This is a genomic window from Pseudomonas sp. NPDC088429 (assembly GCF_044753305.1).
Classification (GTDB): domain Bacteria; phylum Pseudomonadota; class Gammaproteobacteria; order Pseudomonadales; family Pseudomonadaceae; genus Aquipseudomonas; species Aquipseudomonas rustica.
In genome coordinates this window covers 1-15,864 of the sequence record NZ_JBIVMX010000033.1, presented here as the reverse complement: position 1 = coordinate 15,864, position 15,864 = coordinate 1, and the positions used below count along the sequence as shown (strand labels likewise).

Genomic DNA, 15,864 nt, shown 5'->3' with positions numbered 1-15,864 from the left:
CTTAATGGCTCAGGCCGTATTTTTTCACTTTGTCGAACAGCGTGGTCTTGGCCATGCCCAACTCAAGACTGGCCTGAGTCAGGTTGCCGCCGCTGCGCTGCAATGCATCGCTGAGCAGGTTGCGTTCGAAGGCTTCCACCGCTTCGGCAAAGCCGAGGCCTTGTCCGCCGCTGTTGGCACCGGACTTTTTGAACGCCGGCAGGCCGAGAGCAAAGCGCTCAGCAACGTTACGCAATTCACGCACGTTGCCCGGCCAGTCGTGGCTCATCAGGTTCGACAAGGTCTGGTTGTCCAGCTCCGGCAACGCGCGGTCGAAGCGCAGGGCCGATTGCTGAGTGAAGTGTTCGAAAAGTTGCAGAATGTCTTCGCGGCGCTCGCGCAGGGGCGGCAATTCCAGCGTCACCACGTTGAGGCGGTAGTACAAATCGCTGCGGAATTCGCCAGCCTTGCTCGACTCGTCGAGGTCGGATTTGGTCGCCGCGATCACCCGGCAATCCACCGCCACGCTCTGGTTCGAGCCGAGGCGTTCGAGGGTGCGTTCCTGCAACACGCGCAGCAGTTTGATCTGTAACGGCAGCGGCATGCTTTCCACTTCATCGAGGAACAGCGTGCCGCCGTCGGCGTGTTCGATTTTGCCGATGCGCCGTTTGCCGGCACCGGTGAAGGCGTTGGCTTCGTGACCAAAGATTTCGCTTTCGAAGAGGTTTTCCGGCAGACCACCGCAGTTCAGCGCGACGAACTGTTTGCTGTGGCGCCGACTGAAATCGTGCAGGCAACGGGCGACCAGTTCTTTACCGGTACCGGTTTCGCCTTCGATCAACACGTTGGCCGAGGTGTCGGCGACGTTGGCGATCAGTTCGCGCAGGTTCTGCATGGCCGGCGAGCGACCGATGATGCGTCCTTCGAGGGAATCACGTTCGGCCAGTTGCCGACGCAGCGACGACACTTCACGAGCGAGGCTGCGTTGCTCCAGCGCACGTCGTGCAACATCGACCAGACGTTCCGGCGAGAACGGTTTTTCCATGAAATCGTAGGCGCCTTTCTGCATCGCGCCGACGGCCATGGAGATGTCGCCATGCCCGGTGATCAACACCACTGGCAGGCTGCGGTCGCGGGCCTTGAGGCGCGTGAGCAGTTCGAGGCCATCGATGCCCGGCAGGCGAATATCGCTGATGACGATGCCGGCAAAATTGTCGCCGACCCGCTCCAGCGCTTCTTCGGCACTGCCGACGCCGACGCAGGGAATGTCTTCCAGCGTCAGCGCTTGTTGGCAGCCGAGCAGCACATGGGGGTCGTCTTCGACGATCAGCACACTGAGTTCTTGGTTCATATTGGCTCGGCGGGAGTAGGGCTTACCAACGGTAAACTGAGGACGAAAGTGGTTCCGCCGCCGCCCGGGTGTTCGACACCCAGATGACCGCCGGTGGCAGCGGCGAGGCTGGCGGAAAGCGTCAGGCCCAGACCCAGGCCTTGTTCGCCGGGTTTGGTGGTGAAGAACGGTTCGAACAGATGCTTGCGCGCCTCGGCGTCGATGCCGTGACCGTTGTCGCGCACGCGCAGGCGATATTTGCCGTTGAATTCTTCGCCTTCCAGCCACAGTTCGGGCTGCGGTTGCGCCTGCATCGCATCGAGGGCGTTGCCGACCAGATTGACCAGGATCTGTTCGAGGCGAGTCTGGTCGATCTGCACTTGCACGTCGATGAACTGCCGATGGATTTGCAGCGTCGCATGCTCAACGCGCGCACCGAGCAATTGCAGCGCGGCGTCCACGGCTTTGCCGAGACTGGCCTGACCCTGATTGTCACCCCGGCGGGCGAACGAACGCAGGCTCGCGGTGATCCGGCCCATGCGGTCGATCAGGTCATTGATGGTCTTGAGGTTGGTGCTGGCGACGTCGAGCTGGCCACGTTCCAGAAAACGTACGGTGTTGCCCGAGAGCGTGCGCATCGCGGCCAGTGGCTGATTCAATTCGTGGGCGATACTGGTCGACATCTGGCCGATGGCCGCGAGTTTGCCGGCCTGCACCAATTCATCCTGCGCGCGGCGCAAGGTCTCTTCGGCCTGACGGCGTTCGCGGATCTGACTCTTCAAGCGCTCGTTGCTGGCGCGCAGGTCGGTGGTGCGTTCGGTAATCCGACGCTCCAGTTGATTGTTGGCTTCCTGCAAGGCTTCGCGGGCGGCGAGGCGGGTGGCGATAACCTTGCGTCGCTCGTTCCAGGCGATCAACAGGAAGGCGACCAGTGCGAACGCCACGGCGACGAGAATGCCTTGGTTGATCGCCTCGCGACGCAAGTCCTGCAACGGCGTGAGCAGGGTGAAATTCCACGGCGTGTCGCTTAGCGGCCGGGTCTGCGCCAGGTAGCTGATGTCGTCCTCGCCTGACTGCACTTCGCTGTTGGCCGGGAAGGTGAGTTTCTCCACACCTTCGGCCAATGTTTCGCGGGCCAGCGGTTGCAGTTCGATTAGCGGGAACCAGTAGTACTGCAGGCTGCGGGCGAGTTTTTCTTTGGTTTCCTCGCTCAGCGGAATCACTGATTTGAGCCGGCGTGCCGGATCGCTGGAAAGAATGATGATGCCGTTTTCATCGCTGACAAACGCTTCCAGACGCGCGCGCTGCCAGCGTTCTTCCATGGCTTCCAGACGAACTTTGACCACGGCGACGCCGATGATCTTGCCGTGCTCTTCGAGGCCGTGGGCGAGGTAGTAACCGGGTTCGCCGTTGGTACTGCCAATGCCGTAGAAACGCCCGGGTTCACCGCGCACGGCTTTCTGGAAATAGGCACGGAAGGACAGGTCTTCACCGAGGTAACTGTCGACATCGCGCCAGTTGCTGGTGGCCATGACGCGGCCGGTGGTGTCCATGACGTAGATGGCCCGACTGCGACTGCGTCGGTTCAGGCCTTCAAGGTAAGCGTTGACCGTTTGCCGGTGTTCCGGGGTCGGGTCGGCCAACAGCCGCGACACACTGGTTTCGAGTTCCAGCAGGCTGGGCAGGTAGGTGTATTTGCTGATCTCGCTTTCGACCGCGCGGGCGTTCAGTTCGAGCTGGCGCTGGCCGTTTTCGCTGAGGTTGCGAATGCCAAAATGCTCACTGACCCAGAACCCGGCGTAACCCAACCCGACCATCAAAATGATGATCAGCGGCGGCAGGAACAAATGACGAATCAGACGGGGCTTCACGGCAAGTGATGGCGGCGCGGCGCGATAGAGATTGGGGTCGCATTTCATCACAGATGCCTTGGGTCAACCACAACACTTGTTTGTGAATCACCGCTGGTTTGGAGGTGGACTCTGTGGCGAGGGGATTTATCCCCGTTGGGTTGCGAAGCAGCCCCAAAACCATCACTGCGGTTTAACTGAAAGACCGCATGCACAGGTTTTACGACTGCTGCGCAGCCGGACGGGGATAAATCCCCTCGCCACAGGGGATCTCATTGTCAGGCAGCCCGCACCCCACAGACAGGGTGCGGGTGTGTTGCTTTTAGTGCTGCAGGATTTTCTCGAGGAAGTGCTGCGCGCGTTCGGAGCGGGCCTTGATGTCGCCGAAGAATTCCTCTTTCGGGCAGTCTTCGATGATCTTGCCGGCGTCCATGAAGATCACGCGATCGGCCACTTTGCGCGCAAAACCCATTTCGTGGGTGACGCACATCATGGTCATGCCTTCGTGAGCCAGTTGCACCATCACGTCGAGCACTTCGTTAACCATCTCCGGGTCGAGCGCCGAGGTCGGTTCGTCGAACAGCATGACGATCGGATCCATCGCCAGCGCACGGGCAATTGCCACACGCTGTTGCTGACCACCGGACAGTTGCCCCGGATGCTTGTGCGCGTGCGCCGAGAGGCCAACGCGCTCGAGCAGTTGCAGACCTTTTTTGGTCGCCTCTTCCTTGCTGCGGCCCAACACCTTGATCTGCGCGATGGTCAGGTTTTCGGTGATGGTCAGGTGCGGAAACAGTTCGAAATGCTGGAACACCATGCCGACGCGCGAACGCAGTTTCGGCAGGTTGGTCTTCGGATCGGCAATCGACGTACCGTCAACCACGACGTCGCCTTTCTGGAACGGCTCCAGCGCGTTGACGCATTTGATCAGGGTCGATTTACCCGAACCGGACGGGCCGCAGACCACGATCACTTCGCCTTTTTTGACCTCGGTGCTGCAATCCGTCAGTACCTGGAAGTCCCCATACCACTTGTTGATGTTCTTGATAGAGATCATACGGCGAACCTTTTTTGCAGACGCTTGACCAGCAGCGAGGCGGAAAAGCTGATGATGAAGTAGACGACACCGGCGAAGATCAGGAACTCGTTGGAACGGCCAATGATGTCGCCGCTGGAGCGGGCGGAGTTGAGGAAGTCCACCAGACCCACGGTGTAAACCAGCGAGGTGTCCTGGAACAGGATGATCGACTGTTGCAGCAGCAACGGCGTCATCTTGCGGAACGCCTGAGGCAGGATGATCAGACGCATGGTCTGGCCATAGGTCATGCCCATCGCCTGTGCAGCGGCCATCTGACCTTTAGGGATCGACTGCACACCGGCGCGGACGATTTCGCAGAAGTACGCGGCTTCGAACATCATGAAGGCCACGACGCAGGAGGTGAACGCGCCGATCGGCGTGTCTTCACCGGTAATCCAGCGCAGCACGAACGGCACCGCCAGGTAGAACCAGGTGATCACCAGCAGCAGCGGGATCGAACGGAAGTAGTTCACATAAGCGCCGGCCACGCGTGACAGCAGTTTGCTCGACGACAGGCGCATCAGCGCCAGGATCGTGCCGAGCACGATGCCGCCGACGACGCCCATGACCATCAACTGCAAGGTCATCACCATGCCGTTCCACAGGCCCGGGATAGCGGGGATGATGCCGCTGAAATCGAAGTCCATTATTTGCCCCCCACGGAGATCAGGCCAGGCACCGCGACTTTCTTCTCGACCACGCGCATCAGCAGCATCAGGCTCATGTTCAGGGTGAAGTAAATCAGCGTGGCCAGGGTGAAGGCTTCAAACAGGTTGGCCGAAAATTCGGCGGTCTGTTTGGTTTGTGCCAGCAATTCCATCAAACCGATCAAGGACGCCACGGAGGAGTTCTTGAAGACGTTGAGGAATTCCGAGGTAAGCGGCGGAATGATGATGCGGTAGGCCTGGGGCAGCAGCACGTTCCAGTAGATCTGCGGCAGCTTGAAACCCATGGCACGCGCGGCGGATTCCTGGCCGCGTGGCAGCGCCTGAATACCGGTACGCACTTGCTCGCAAACACGCGCAGCGGTGAACAAGCCCAGGCACACGACAACGCTCAGGTAAGCCGAGGTGGTCGGGTTGAGGTCTTGTTTGTACCAGTCCTGCAGGTTTTGCGGCAGCAGGTCGGGTACCAGGAAGTACCAGATGAACAGCTGAACCAGCAGCGGCACATTACGAAACAGTTCCACGTAGCAGGTCGCGATGCCCGATACGATGCGGTTTGGCACAGTGCGCATGACCCCCAGAATGGAGCCCAGCAGCAAGGCGATGATCCATGCCACGATGGCAATGGCAATGGTCCAGCCCAAACCGGTGACGTACCAGTCGAGATAAGTCTCGCTGCCGACGCCGGTGGACTTGAAGAACACGCCCCAGTCCCAGTTGTAATTCATTAGGGTCTCCCCTCGAGATCGATCGATGTACAAGCACCCGCTCGGGGAAAATCCTTTCCCGTCCGACGTTGAACGCCGGGCACACGCGATCGGCTCGAAAACCGCCAGGTCGAGTGTTCCACAGTACAGCCAGCAGGTAGTAACAGACGCCTGAGGGAGGGTGACTCCCTCAGGAGATAAGGTTAGTCAGGAATCAGATTTTTACGTCAGGCGCCGGCTTGTCGCTCGGGGTGGCGATCAGATCTTTTACCTTGTCGCTCATCGGGAAGTTCAGGTTCAGGCCTTTCGGTGGGATCGGGCTCTCGAACCATTTGCTGTAGATCTTGTTGATCTCGCCAGACTTGTACAGACCCACGATGGCGTCATCGACGGCTTTCTTGAAGGCCGGGTCGTCTTTACGAACCATGCACGCGTAGGCTTCGAACGACTGTGGAGTACCGGTGATGATCCAGTCGTTCGGCTTCTTGGCCTTGGCTTCTTCGCCGGCCAGCAAAGCGTCGTCCATCATGAAGGCAACGGCGCGGCCGCTTTCCAGCATGTTGAAGGATTCGCCGTGGTCTTTGGCGGAGATGATGTTCATGCCCATCTGCTTGTCGGCGTTCATCGCTTTGATGATGCGCTCGGACGTGGTGCCAGCAGTGGTCACGACGTTTTTGCCTTTGAGGTCGGCGAAGTCAGCGTAGGACGGCCTGCCATCCTTGTCTTTCTTGACCAGCAGACGGGTGCCGATTTCGAAGATGTTGACGGTGAAGTCGACTTGCTGAGCGCGTTCGGCGTTGTTGGTGGTCGAGCCGCACTCGATATCCGCGGTGCCGTTCTGGATCAGCGGGATACGGGTTTGCGAGGTCACCAGGTTGTATTTGACCTGCAGATCGGGCTTGTTCAGGTCTTTTTTCAGGGCTTCAACGATGGCCACCTGAATGTCGTGGGAGTAGCCCACTGGTTTGCCGGAAGCATCTGCAATGTAGGAAAACGGAATGGAGCTGTCGCGGTGAGCGAGCGTGATGGTGCCCGAATCGTTGATTTTCTTCAGGGTGCCGGTGAGTTCGGCGGCGAAAACTGGCGTGCTGATCAGAGCGGCAGCAATGGCTGCGCCCAGGATATGGGGAACGATGCGCATCAAATTTTCCTCGACATTGTTTTTTTTATGGAGCCAGTTCGTCGGCCCTTTTGTGCTTCGAATGCCTGACGGCTCCTGAAGTGTTGGCACAACAGGCATTCGTCGAGAGAGTGTAGAGCATGACTCGTGCCAGACCAGTCTGAATTGGTTAAGGTTATGATTTATAAGGAGATTAAAGTTTTATGGCGGATTTTTTTGTGAGGAGTGATCCGGTTTACCGAATTGATCGGGGAGTCTCGTTCGGAAAACCGAACGAGTTTTTGTAGGAGTGAGCCTGCTCGCGATGGCGGTGTGTCAGGCGCCAGGTATGTTGATTGACACACCGCCATCGCGAGCAGGCTCACTCCTACAGGGGTGGCGGTGTGTCAGGCAAACAAAAAAAGCCCCTGAACCTTACGATTCAGGGGCTTTTTGTTTAACCAATGTTCAAATCACGCCGCTTCAATTTTGCTACGGTTCTGCTCAACCTTACCCAGATACGCCGCAAGCTTCTCCTGCTCCGCCGGAGTGGTAAACAACCCCAGCTTGCTACGACGCCACAGAATGTCATGCGCCGAGGTCGCCCACTCTTCGCTGCACAGGTAATCGACTTCACGGGTGTAGAGCCCGCCGCCAATGTGTTCGCCCATGTCGGCGAGGGTTTCAACGCCCTCGAGCATGCGCCAGGTGCGGCTGCCGTACGTGGTCGACCAGCGACGCGCGATCTCGCTCGGCACAAAGTCGTACTTGTCGCGAATCATCGCGCTCAAGGCTTGCGGCGTGGTCATGTCTTCGCCGCCGGGCAGGGTGGCGGTGGCCGTCCAGCTCGGGCGCATCTGGGTGAAGAACGGCATCAGTTGCGCCATCGCCGATTCGGCGAGTTTGCGGTAGGTGGTCAACTTGCCGCCGAACACCGACAGCAGCGGCGCTTCTTCAGTGCTGCCGGACAGCGCCAAGGTGTAATCGCGAGTGACGGCCGACGGGTTGTCGGATTCGTCGTTGCACAGTGGACGCACGCCCGAGTAGCTGTGCTGAATGTCTTCGCGGCTGACTTGTTTCTTGAAGTGTGCGTTGACCACTTTCAGCAGGTAATCGGTTTCGCCGTCGGTAATCGCCACTTTCGCCGGGTCGCCGGTGTATTCACGGTCGGTGGTGCCGATCAGGGTGAAGTGGTTGTTCAAGTATGGAATGGTGAAGACGATGCGCTGATCTTCGTTTTGCAGGATGTGCGCGTGATCGCCTTCGTACAGTTTCGGCACGATGATGTGGCTGCCTTGAATCAGACGGATGCCGTACGGCGATTCCATCTTCAGATCGTCACGAATGAACTTGGCAACCCACGGGCCGGCGGCGTTCACCAGCGCTTTGGCGGTGATCGAAAACAGGCTGCCGTCGGCGCGTTCCAGGTTCAGGTGCCACAAACCTTTGGCGCGACGGGCGCTGACGCAACGGGTCTGGGTGTGTACGTGGGCGCCTTTTTCGCGGGCGGCCATGGCGTTGAGTACCACGAGGCGAGCGTCGTCGACCCAGCAATCGGAGTATTCGAAACCTTTCTTGATTTCGCTTTTCAGTGCGCTGTCGGCGCCGAACTTGAGGCTTTTCGAACCTGGCAGTTTTTCGCGCTTGCCGAGGTTGTCATACAGGAACAGGCCGGCACGAATCATCCACGCGGGACGCAGGTGCGGACGGTGCGGCAGCACGAAGCGCATTGGCTTGACGATGTGCGGGGCTTTGGCCAGCAGCACTTCGCGCTCGGCCAGTGCTTCGCGCACCAGACGGAATTCGTAATGTTCGAGGTAGCGCAGGCCACCGTGGATCAGCTTGCTGCTGGCCGACGAGGTGTGGCTGGCGAGGTCGTCCTTTTCGCAAAGGAACACCGAGAGACCGCGACCGGCGGCATCCGCTGCGATCCCCACCCCATTGATCCCGCCGCCGATAACGGCGAGGTCGTAGATCTCGGAGATAGGGGGCGTACGCAAGGTAGATGTGGACATCGGCTGGCCTCAGGCTCTTTTGATTTTCTATATTGGAAATCGAACATTAATGTTCATTTGCGAAAATGGTAGCCGATAAAGACGCGCACAGCCAGTCGACTTCGATTGAAAAAACTCATCGAAGGGCAGAGAAAGGAAAATTTTCGAACATTAAAAGCAAAAGATCGCAGCCTTCGGCAGCTCCTACAGGTCAAGTGAACCCATGTAGGAGCTGCCGAAGGCTGCGATCTTTTGATCTTGGGGGTTAAACGACTTCCAGCCGAATTTTGTGCTGACTCAACAACTGCGCCAGAGCCGGCACCGGCTGCTGATCCGTCACCAAACAATCAATCAAGCTGATCGGCCCCAACCGAATCATCGCATTACGCCCGAACTTGCTCGAGTCCGCCGCCAGAATCACCTGCCGCGCATTGGCAATGATCGCCTGCGAAACCCGCACTTCCTGATAATCAAAATCCAGCAAGCTGCCGTCTTCATCAATCCCGCTGATCCCGACCAGCGCGAAATCAACCTTGAACTGATTGATGAAATCCACACTCGCCTGACCAACAACTCCGCCATCACGACGAACATTGCCGCCAGTCAGCAGCACATCGAAATCATCCTTGGCACTGAGCATCGACGCCACATGCAAGTTATTGGTGATGATCTTCAGATGGTTGTGATTGAGCAGGGCGCGGGCAATCGATTCGGTGGTGGTACCGATATTGATGAACAGCGAGGCGTGATCGGGGATTTGTGCGGCGATGGCTTCACCGATGCGTTGTTTTTCATCGCGCATTTGATCGGCGCGCATCGCATAGGCCGTGTTTTCAACACTGGAATCGTAGGCCGCGCCGCCATGGTAGCGACGGAGCAAATTGGCTTCCGCGAGCTGATTGATGTCGCGGCGGATGGTTTGCGGGGTAACAACGAACAGCGTGGCCATTTCCTCGATGCTCACATAGCCGCGTTCGCGAACCAGCTCGAGGATTTGCTGCTGACGGGGAGGCAGATTCATGGGGCTTCCTTTGGGCTGCCGTGCAAAATTTGCCCATGATGCCGCAGGAATCTCCTCCCTACCAGTTACAAGCCTTTACAAGTACTCAGGTTGGCTTATTCAGCATCTTCACGCGCCCAGTCACGGGTGCGGCTGACGGCTTTCTTCCAGCCTTTATACAGCTTCTCTTTTTCTACTTCGTCCAGGCTCGGCTCGAACTCGCGCTCGATCACCGCTTTGCCGCGCAGCTCTTCCAGGCTGCCCCAGAAACCGCACGCCAGACCGGCCAGATACGCCGCACCGAGTGCCGTGGTTTCGCGCATTTGCGGGCGCTCGACCTGAGTACCGAGGATGTCGGCCTGGAATTGCATGAGGAAGTTGTTCGCCACCGCACCGCCGTCCACGCGCAGGGCTTTGAGGCGTTCGCCGGAATCCTGTTGCATGGCGTCGAGCACGTCGCGGGTCTGGTAGGCGATCGATTCCAGCGCGGCGCGGATGATGTGATCCACGCGAACGCCGCGCGTCAGGCCGAACAGTGCGCCACGGGCGTACGGATCCCAGTACGGAGCGCCCAGACCGGTGAAGGCTGGCACCAGGTACACGCCGTTGCTGTCCTTCACTTTATTGGCGAAGTATTCGGTGTCGTGGGCGTCGTTGATGATTTTCAGTTCATCACGCAGCCATTGCACGGTCGAACCGCCGTTGAATACCGCGCCTTCCAGGGCGTAAGCGACTTCGCCGCGCGGGCCGCAAGCGATGGTGGTGAGCATGCCGTGCTGCGATTTCACCGCTTTGTCGCCGGTGTTCATCAGCAGGAAGCAGCCGGTGCCGTAGGTGTTTTTCGCCTGACCTGGTTCTACGCACATTTGACCGAACAGCGCCGCTTGCTGGTCGCCGGCGATACCGCCGATGGCGATGCCGCTCTTGGTGTGGCCGTAGATTTCCGATGACGCTTTGACTTCCGGAAGCATCTCGCGCGGGATGTCGAGGATCTCCAGCATCTTCGCGTCCCACTCCAGCGAGTGAATGTTGAAGAGCATGGTGCGCGAGGCGTTGGTGTAGTCGGTGACGTGCACCTTGCCGCCAGTGAATTTCCAGATTAGCCAGCTATCGACGGTGCCGAACAGCAGCTCGCCGTTGCGCGCACGCTCGCGGCTGCCTTCGACGTTGTCGAGGATCCACTTCAGTTTGGTGCCGGAGAAGTACGGGTCGGTGACCAGACCGGTGGTGTCGCTGATGTATTGCTCGTGGCCATCGCGCTTGAGCTGCTGGCAGATTTCGGTGCTGCGGCGGCATTGCCAGACGATGGCGTTGTAGACCGGGCGACCGGTGGTCTTGTCCCAGACCACGGTGGTTTCACGCTGGTTGGTGATGCCGATGGCCGCGACCTGGTCGTGGTGCAGACCGGCCTGTGCCAGCGCTTCAACCATCACCGCACTTTGGGTGGCGAAGATTTCCATCGGATCGTGTTCGACCCAACCGGCTTGCGGGTAATGCTGAGCGAATTCGCGCTGCGCGGTGCAGACCACGTTCGCGTCGCGGTCAAAAATAATCGCGCGAGAGCTGGTCGTACCCTGATCGAGGGCAATGATGTAGTTCTTATTCTGAATGTCGGTCATGTCGATTGCCTTGGACGAAATAAGGGTGATTGGGCCGTGGCGCAGGCTCGGATGGGCAGGAGTCTGCGCCGACTGTTTCAAGAAGTTCTTGGTTTGCCGTCAATGGCCGGTTCTGCATCCTTTGTAGCAGGTGTGGCGCCGGTCAGGTGACGGGCGATGAACCCGCGATACCCGGCAGCGCCGAGGCAGGCACCGACAATCGGTGCAAAAATCGGAATCAGGAAGTACGGAATATCGCGGCCGCCAGTGAAGGAAATTTCACCCCAGCCAGCGAAGAAAGTCATCAGTTTCGGACCGAAGTCACGCGCCGGGTTCATCGCAAAACCGGTCAGCGGGCCCATCGAGCTGCCGATCACCGCGATCAGCAAGCCGATCAGCAGCGGCGCCATCGGGCCTCTTGGCAGACCATTGTTGTCGTCGGTCAGGGCCATGATCACGCCCATCAGGATCGCAGTGATGATCATCTCGACCAGGAATGCCTGGGCGGTGGACAGCACTGGATTCGGGAACGTTGAGAACACCGAGGCCAGCTCAAGGCTGGCGGCCGAGCCGCGAACCATTTGGTGAGTTTGTTCGTAATCGAAGAAAAGATTGCTGTACAGCGTGTAAACCAACAGCGCGCCGCAGAAGGCGCCGGCGATCTGCGAGAGAATATAGAAGGGAAGTTTGCGCTTTTCGAAGTCGGCGAAGATTGCCAGGGCGATGCTGACGGCCGGGTTCAGGTGCGCGCCGGAAACCCCGGCCGTGAGGTAGATCGCCATGCTCACGCCGACACCCCAGATGATGCTGATTTCCCACAGGCCGAAGCTGGCGCCCGCGACTTTGAGCGCGGCGACACAGCCAGTGCCAAAAAAGATCAGAAGTGCAGTACCCAGAAACTCGGCCATGCATTGGCTCGAAAGCGATGGTTGCTGTAAAGCAGTTGTCATTGAAAACCTCAATTTTTGTTGTTGTCTGGCGCGATTGCCGACAGGGCAAGGCGCGATTTTCACCGGGTCGGAATCCCCATTCGTTTCCCGGTTTACTGCTGAGTGCTGCAATGATGATAATTCTTACATTATTCAGATTCGAAAAAATATAGACAAGAAACAAACCTGTCAAAGGTCGAAAGTGAACAGTCAGTCACAATAGAACTATCAGTCGCATGAATGACTCACCGGGTGACCGCTTTCTTAGCGTTGTGAATTACCTGCAAAGCCGCGTAATTCGGGGCCGGGATAGAGCCTTTTACGGCTCGATGTCCTAAAATCCGGCGCAGGATTTTCTGCCATTGCCGAGCCTGGAGCTGCCATGACCCCTGCGTTGGACTTGTTGAAAAAAGTTCGTGCCGAACATCGCGTGCACAGTTACGAACATGACCCGAAGGCCGCGTCCTACGGGCTGGAGGCTGCGGAAAAACTGGCGCTAGAGCCAGCGCAGGTGTTTAAAACCTTGCTGGCGGCGAGTGAAAAAGGTGAGCTGCTGGTGGCCATAGTGCCGGTCGTCGGAAGCCTCGACCTCAAAGGTCTGGCGCAGGCGGCGGGGGTGAAAAAAGTCGAGATGGCTGACCCGGCAGCGGCGCAGCGATCCACCGGTTATCTGCTGGGCGGTATCAGTCCATTGGGGCAGAAAAAGCGTCTGCGCACCTTCATCGATAGTTCGGCTCAGGCTTTTGCGACTATTTATGTCAGCGCCGGCCGGCGTGGGCTGGAAGTCGAATTGGCACCCGCCGTGCTCGCAGAACACACCCAGGCCAAATTCGCCGACATCGGTCGTGCGTAATGTTGGCTGATTCTGTATGAAGAAAATTGGCCGGTTCTGTCGCTGGCGCTGATCCGGCCCGCATTGCATGCTCTGCCGACTGACTTAAGGAGAAGGTTATGCAGCTCGAGTTTCATCAGGTTGACGCATTCAGTGAGCGGCTGTTCAGTGGCAACCCGGCTATGATTTATCGGCTGGATGCGTGGCTCGCCGATGATTTGATGCAAAAGATCGCGGGTGAACACAACCTGGCGGAAACCGCGTTTCTGGTGCGTGAAGGTTCGGCCTGGCATATCCGCTGGTTTACTCCTACCACTGAAGTGCCGTTGTGCGGGCATGCGACGCTGGCCAGCGCTTATGTGTTGTTCGAGATCTATAAGGAAACGGCCGAGCGTATCGACTTCACTTGCAAGTCCGGGCCGTTGAGCGTGACGCGGGCAGACGGGCGTTTGTGGCTGGATTTCCCCTCGATCGTGCCGTCAGAGATTGGCGTGACCCTGGATGTCGAGCGGGCGCTGGGCGTTGAAGCGGTTGATGTGCTCGGCTCGAACGAACTGTTTGTGGTGCTGGAGTCGGAGCAGGCCGTACTCGATTGCAAGCCGGACATGGTCGCGCTGGCCAAACTGCCGTGGCTCGGTGCAATCGTCACCGCGCGCGGTAATCAGCATGATTTTGTCTCGCGCTATTTCGCCCCGGCGATTGGCATCAATGAAGATCCGGTGACCGGGTCGACGCACTGCAGCTTGATTCCGTATTGGTCAAAACGTCTGGGCAAATCGAGCCTGACCGCGTGCCAGCGCTCGGCGCGGGGCGGGGAGTTGTTTTGTCGGCTGGAAGGTGAGCGGGTGAAGATTGGCGGGCATGCAACGCTCGTCGCGAGCGGCACCCTGATCCTGGGTTAAAAGCTAAAAGATCGCAGCCTTCGGCAGCTCCTACATTGATCCCTGTAGGAGCTGCCGAAGGCTGCGATCTTTTGATCTTTAAAGGGCGGTGTTGTAGCGGCGGACGCCGTTCTCAACTGCCGGGATCTGCGCAGCAGTGCTGCCGGAGGCCTGGAACAGCACCAAGTGTTCAGCCGCAACCCGAATCCCTACTTCCGCACCGACCTGATGATCAGCATGGCTCGGGAAAATCGATTCCAGCTGCGCACCCGTCGGCAGTTGCAGGCGATACAAGGTCGAGGCCCCGAGGAACGTCTTGCCGACAATCCGCGCTTTCAACGAACTGTCCGGTGCATAAACAATGTCATCCGGACGCAGCAACACATCCACCGCCCCGCCAATCGGCCAGGTATAAGCCCGATTGCCGCGCAGTTCGCCCAACTCAGTCTGCACCGATTCCGGGCTACCAAGCTGACCGCGAATGAAGTAACCCTGACCGATAAAACTCGCCACAAATGGCGTCGCCGGTTCGTGATACAGGTTGTACGGCGTGTCCCACTGTTCCAGCCGACCTTCCTTGAACACGCCAACGTGATCGCTGACGGCAAAGGCTTCTTCCTGATCGTGGGTGACCAGAATCGCGCTGGTGCCACGGGCCTTGAGAATGTCGCGCACCTCATGGCTGAGCTTGCGGCGCAGCTCGCCATCGAGGTTGGAGAACGGCTCGTCGAGCAGCAGCAATTGCGGCTCCGGCGCCAACGCACGGGCGAGGGCGACACGTTGTTGCTGACCACCGGATAGCTCGTGCGGGAAACGCTTGCCGAGATTTTTCAGGTTGACCAGTTCCAGCAGCTCTTCGGTGACGCGCTCCTTGTTCGGATGCTTGCGGATACCAAAGGCGATGTTGTCGGCGACGCTCAGGTGTGGAAACAGCGCGTAGTCCTGGAACACCATGCCGATCCGGCGTTTCTCCGGCGCCAAGGTGAAACCGGCGCTGGAAATGGTCTCGCCGCCAAGGGTGATTTCGCCCTCGTGCACCGGTTCAAAACCGGCGATGGCGCGCAGGGTGGTGGTCTTGCCGCAGCCGGACGAGCCGAGCAGGCAGCCGATGTCACCGGCGTTGAGGTGCAGATTGAGGTTCTGCACCACACGTTGATCTTGATAGCCGCAAGCGAGGTTGCGCAGGTTCAGCAGTAATTCATGGCTCATGCGTGGTGATATGCCGGTTCAACGAGGAACTCGAGCAGGGCCTTCTGTGCGTGGAGACGGTTTTCTGCCTGATCCCAGGCGACGGAGCGCGGGTCATCAAGCAGGTCGAGACTGATTTCTTCGCCACGGTGCGCCGGCAGGCAATGCATGAACAACACGTCCTCGGCAGCGAGGTCGAGCAGCGCACGGTTGACCTGAAACGGCGCGAACAGCTTGAGGCGCTTGGCAGTTTCCTCTTCCTGACCCATCGAAGTCCAGACGTCGGTGCTCACCAGATGCGCGCCGCGCACGGCGTCTTGTGGATCACGGACGATGGTCACGCGATCGCCAGCCTTGGCGACGAATTCCGGGTTCGGCTCGTAACCTTCCGGGCACGCGACCCGCAACTGGAAGTCGAACTGAATCGCCGCTTCTATATAGCTGTTGCACATGTTGTTGCCGTCGCCGATCCAGGCCACGGTTTTGCCCTGGATCGAACCGCGATGTTCGAGGAACGTCTGCATGTCGGCCAGCAACTGGCACGGGTGCAGGTCATCGGACAGGCCGTTGATCACCGGCACGCGCGAGTTGGCGGCGAATTCGGTCAGGGTGCTGTGGGCAAAGGTACGGATCATCACCGCATCGAGCATGCTCGACATGACGATGGCGCAGTCACCGATCGGCTCGCCACGGCCCAGTTGGGTGTCGCGCGGCGAGAGGAAGATCGCCTGACC

Annotated in this window: 14 protein-coding genes; 2 read left to right on the top strand and 12 right to left on the bottom strand. The window is 58.8% G+C overall.

The window, feature by feature from the left end; translation table 11 throughout:
- Position 1: 1 nt before the first annotated feature.
- The 10 genes from ACIP66_RS17290 to ACIP66_RS17245 all read right to left on the bottom strand — a co-directional run bounded on the left by ACIP66_RS17290 (position 2) and on the right by ACIP66_RS17245 (position 12,250).
- On the bottom strand, positions 2 to 1,330 hold the full coding sequence (locus ACIP66_RS17290; protein WP_400649397.1) for a sigma-54-dependent transcriptional regulator: 1,329 nt from the start codon (positions 1,328 to 1,330) through the stop codon (positions 2 to 4).
- Positions 1,327 to 3,228: an ATP-binding protein gene (locus tag ACIP66_RS17285; protein WP_400649395.1), complete on the bottom strand. Its 1,902-nt coding sequence runs from the start codon at positions 3,226 to 3,228 to the stop codon at positions 1,327 to 1,329. Before ACIP66_RS17285 ends, ACIP66_RS17290 begins: the two co-directional genes overlap by 4 nt.
- 253 nt (positions 3,229 to 3,481) lie before the next feature.
- Positions 3,482 to 4,216 carry an amino acid ABC transporter ATP-binding protein gene (locus tag ACIP66_RS17280; RefSeq protein WP_053123439.1) on the bottom strand — a complete coding sequence of 245 codons (735 nt, stop codon included), beginning with the start codon at positions 4,214 to 4,216 and terminating at the stop codon, positions 3,482 to 3,484.
- Entirely contained in the window at positions 4,213 to 4,884 is a 672-nt protein-coding gene (locus ACIP66_RS17275) for an amino acid ABC transporter permease (RefSeq protein ID WP_003227756.1), read from the bottom strand. The genes ACIP66_RS17280 and ACIP66_RS17275 overlap by 4 nt, the downstream gene beginning before the upstream one ends.
- Positions 4,884 to 5,630 (bottom strand): amino acid ABC transporter permease, encoded by a 747-nt coding sequence (locus tag ACIP66_RS17270; protein WP_053123437.1) that lies wholly within the window; start codon positions 5,628 to 5,630, stop codon positions 4,884 to 4,886. The genes ACIP66_RS17275 and ACIP66_RS17270 overlap by 1 nt, the downstream gene beginning before the upstream one ends.
- A gap of 193 nt (positions 5,631 to 5,823) precedes the next feature.
- A complete protein-coding gene (locus ACIP66_RS17265; RefSeq protein WP_400649390.1) occupies positions 5,824 to 6,750 on the bottom strand; it encodes a glutamate/aspartate ABC transporter substrate-binding protein in 927 nt (308 codons plus the stop codon).
- Positions 6,751 to 7,181: 431 nt separating this feature from the next.
- Positions 7,182 to 8,723 carry a glycerol-3-phosphate dehydrogenase gene (gene glpD / locus ACIP66_RS17260; RefSeq protein WP_400649387.1) on the bottom strand — a complete coding sequence of 514 codons (1,542 nt, stop codon included), beginning with the start codon at positions 8,721 to 8,723 and terminating at the stop codon, positions 7,182 to 7,184.
- Between the two features lie 244 nt (positions 8,724 to 8,967).
- Positions 8,968 to 9,723, bottom strand: coding sequence for a DeoR/GlpR family transcriptional regulator (locus tag ACIP66_RS17255; protein WP_007916700.1), 756 nt, complete (start codon positions 9,721 to 9,723; stop codon positions 8,968 to 8,970).
- A gap of 95 nt (positions 9,724 to 9,818) precedes the next feature.
- Positions 9,819 to 11,321: a glycerol kinase GlpK gene (glpK, locus tag ACIP66_RS17250; protein WP_212546291.1), complete on the bottom strand. Its 1,503-nt coding sequence runs from the start codon at positions 11,319 to 11,321 to the stop codon at positions 9,819 to 9,821.
- A 77-nt stretch (positions 11,322 to 11,398) separates the two neighbouring features.
- The gene (locus ACIP66_RS17245) at positions 11,399 to 12,250 is read right to left on the bottom strand and encodes an MIP/aquaporin family protein (protein ID WP_400649384.1); all 852 of its coding nucleotides are present in this window, start codon (positions 12,248 to 12,250) and stop codon (positions 11,399 to 11,401) included.
- Between the two features lie 361 nt (positions 12,251 to 12,611).
- Here ACIP66_RS17245 and ybaK point away from each other — a divergent pair, with 361 nt between their 5' ends.
- Together ybaK and ACIP66_RS17235 are read left to right on the top strand one after the other, a co-directional pair.
- On the top strand, positions 12,612 to 13,082 hold the full coding sequence (ybaK, locus tag ACIP66_RS17240) for a Cys-tRNA(Pro) deacylase (RefSeq protein WP_400649381.1): 471 nt from the start codon (positions 12,612 to 12,614) through the stop codon (positions 13,080 to 13,082).
- 98 nt (positions 13,083 to 13,180) lie between these two features.
- Positions 13,181 to 13,963 carry a PhzF family phenazine biosynthesis protein gene (locus tag ACIP66_RS17235; RefSeq protein WP_400649378.1) on the top strand — a complete coding sequence of 261 codons (783 nt, stop codon included), beginning with the start codon at positions 13,181 to 13,183 and terminating at the stop codon, positions 13,961 to 13,963.
- Between the two features lie 78 nt (positions 13,964 to 14,041).
- Here ACIP66_RS17235 and ACIP66_RS17230 read toward each other — a convergent pair whose 3' ends face one another.
- Positions 14,042 to 15,151, bottom strand: a complete 1,110-nt coding sequence (locus ACIP66_RS17230) for an ABC transporter ATP-binding protein (protein ID WP_212548824.1) — start codon at positions 15,149 to 15,151, stop codon at positions 14,042 to 14,044.
- A partial coding sequence (argF, locus tag ACIP66_RS17225) for an ornithine carbamoyltransferase (protein ID WP_400649375.1) occupies positions 15,148 to 15,864 on the bottom strand: 717 nt, incomplete at its 5' end. The genes ACIP66_RS17230 and argF, both read right to left, overlap by 4 nt.

Bases quoted from the DNA above. Each gene is read 5' to 3' on its own strand.
- ACIP66_RS17275 (WP_003227756.1), bottom strand. From the start codon at position 4,884: ATGGACTTCGATTTCAGCGGCATCATCCCCGCTATCCCGGGCCTGTGG.
- ACIP66_RS17230 (WP_212548824.1), bottom strand. From the start codon at position 15,151: ATGAGCCATGAATTACTGCTGAACCTGCGCAACCTCGCTTGCGGCTAT.
- ACIP66_RS17255 (WP_007916700.1), bottom strand. From the start codon at position 9,723: ATGAATCTGCCTCCCCGTCAGCAGCAAATCCTCGAGCTGGTTCGCGAA.
- glpD (WP_400649387.1), bottom strand. From the start codon at position 8,723: ATGTCCACATCTACCTTGCGTACGCCCCCTATCTCCGAGATCTACGAC.
- ACIP66_RS17270 (WP_053123437.1), bottom strand. From the start codon at position 5,630: ATGAATTACAACTGGGACTGGGGCGTGTTCTTCAAGTCCACCGGCGTC.
- ACIP66_RS17265 (WP_400649390.1), bottom strand. From the start codon at position 6,750: ATGCGCATCGTTCCCCATATCCTGGGCGCAGCCATTGCTGCCGCTCTG.
- ACIP66_RS17290 (WP_400649397.1), bottom strand. From the start codon at position 1,330: ATGAACCAAGAACTCAGTGTGCTGATCGTCGAAGACGACCCCCATGTG.
- ACIP66_RS17245 (WP_400649384.1), bottom strand. From the start codon at position 12,250: ATGACAACTGCTTTACAGCAACCATCGCTTTCGAGCCAATGCATGGCC.
- ybaK (WP_400649381.1), top strand. From the start codon at position 12,612: ATGACCCCTGCGTTGGACTTGTTGAAAAAAGTTCGTGCCGAACATCGC.
- glpK (WP_212546291.1), bottom strand. From the start codon at position 11,321: ATGACCGACATTCAGAATAAGAACTACATCATTGCCCTCGATCAGGGT.
- ACIP66_RS17285 (WP_400649395.1), bottom strand. From the start codon at position 3,228: ATGAAATGCGACCCCAATCTCTATCGCGCCGCGCCGCCATCACTTGCC.
- ACIP66_RS17235 (WP_400649378.1), top strand. From the start codon at position 13,181: ATGCAGCTCGAGTTTCATCAGGTTGACGCATTCAGTGAGCGGCTGTTC.
- ACIP66_RS17280 (WP_053123439.1), bottom strand. From the start codon at position 4,216: ATGATCTCTATCAAGAACATCAACAAGTGGTATGGGGACTTCCAGGTA.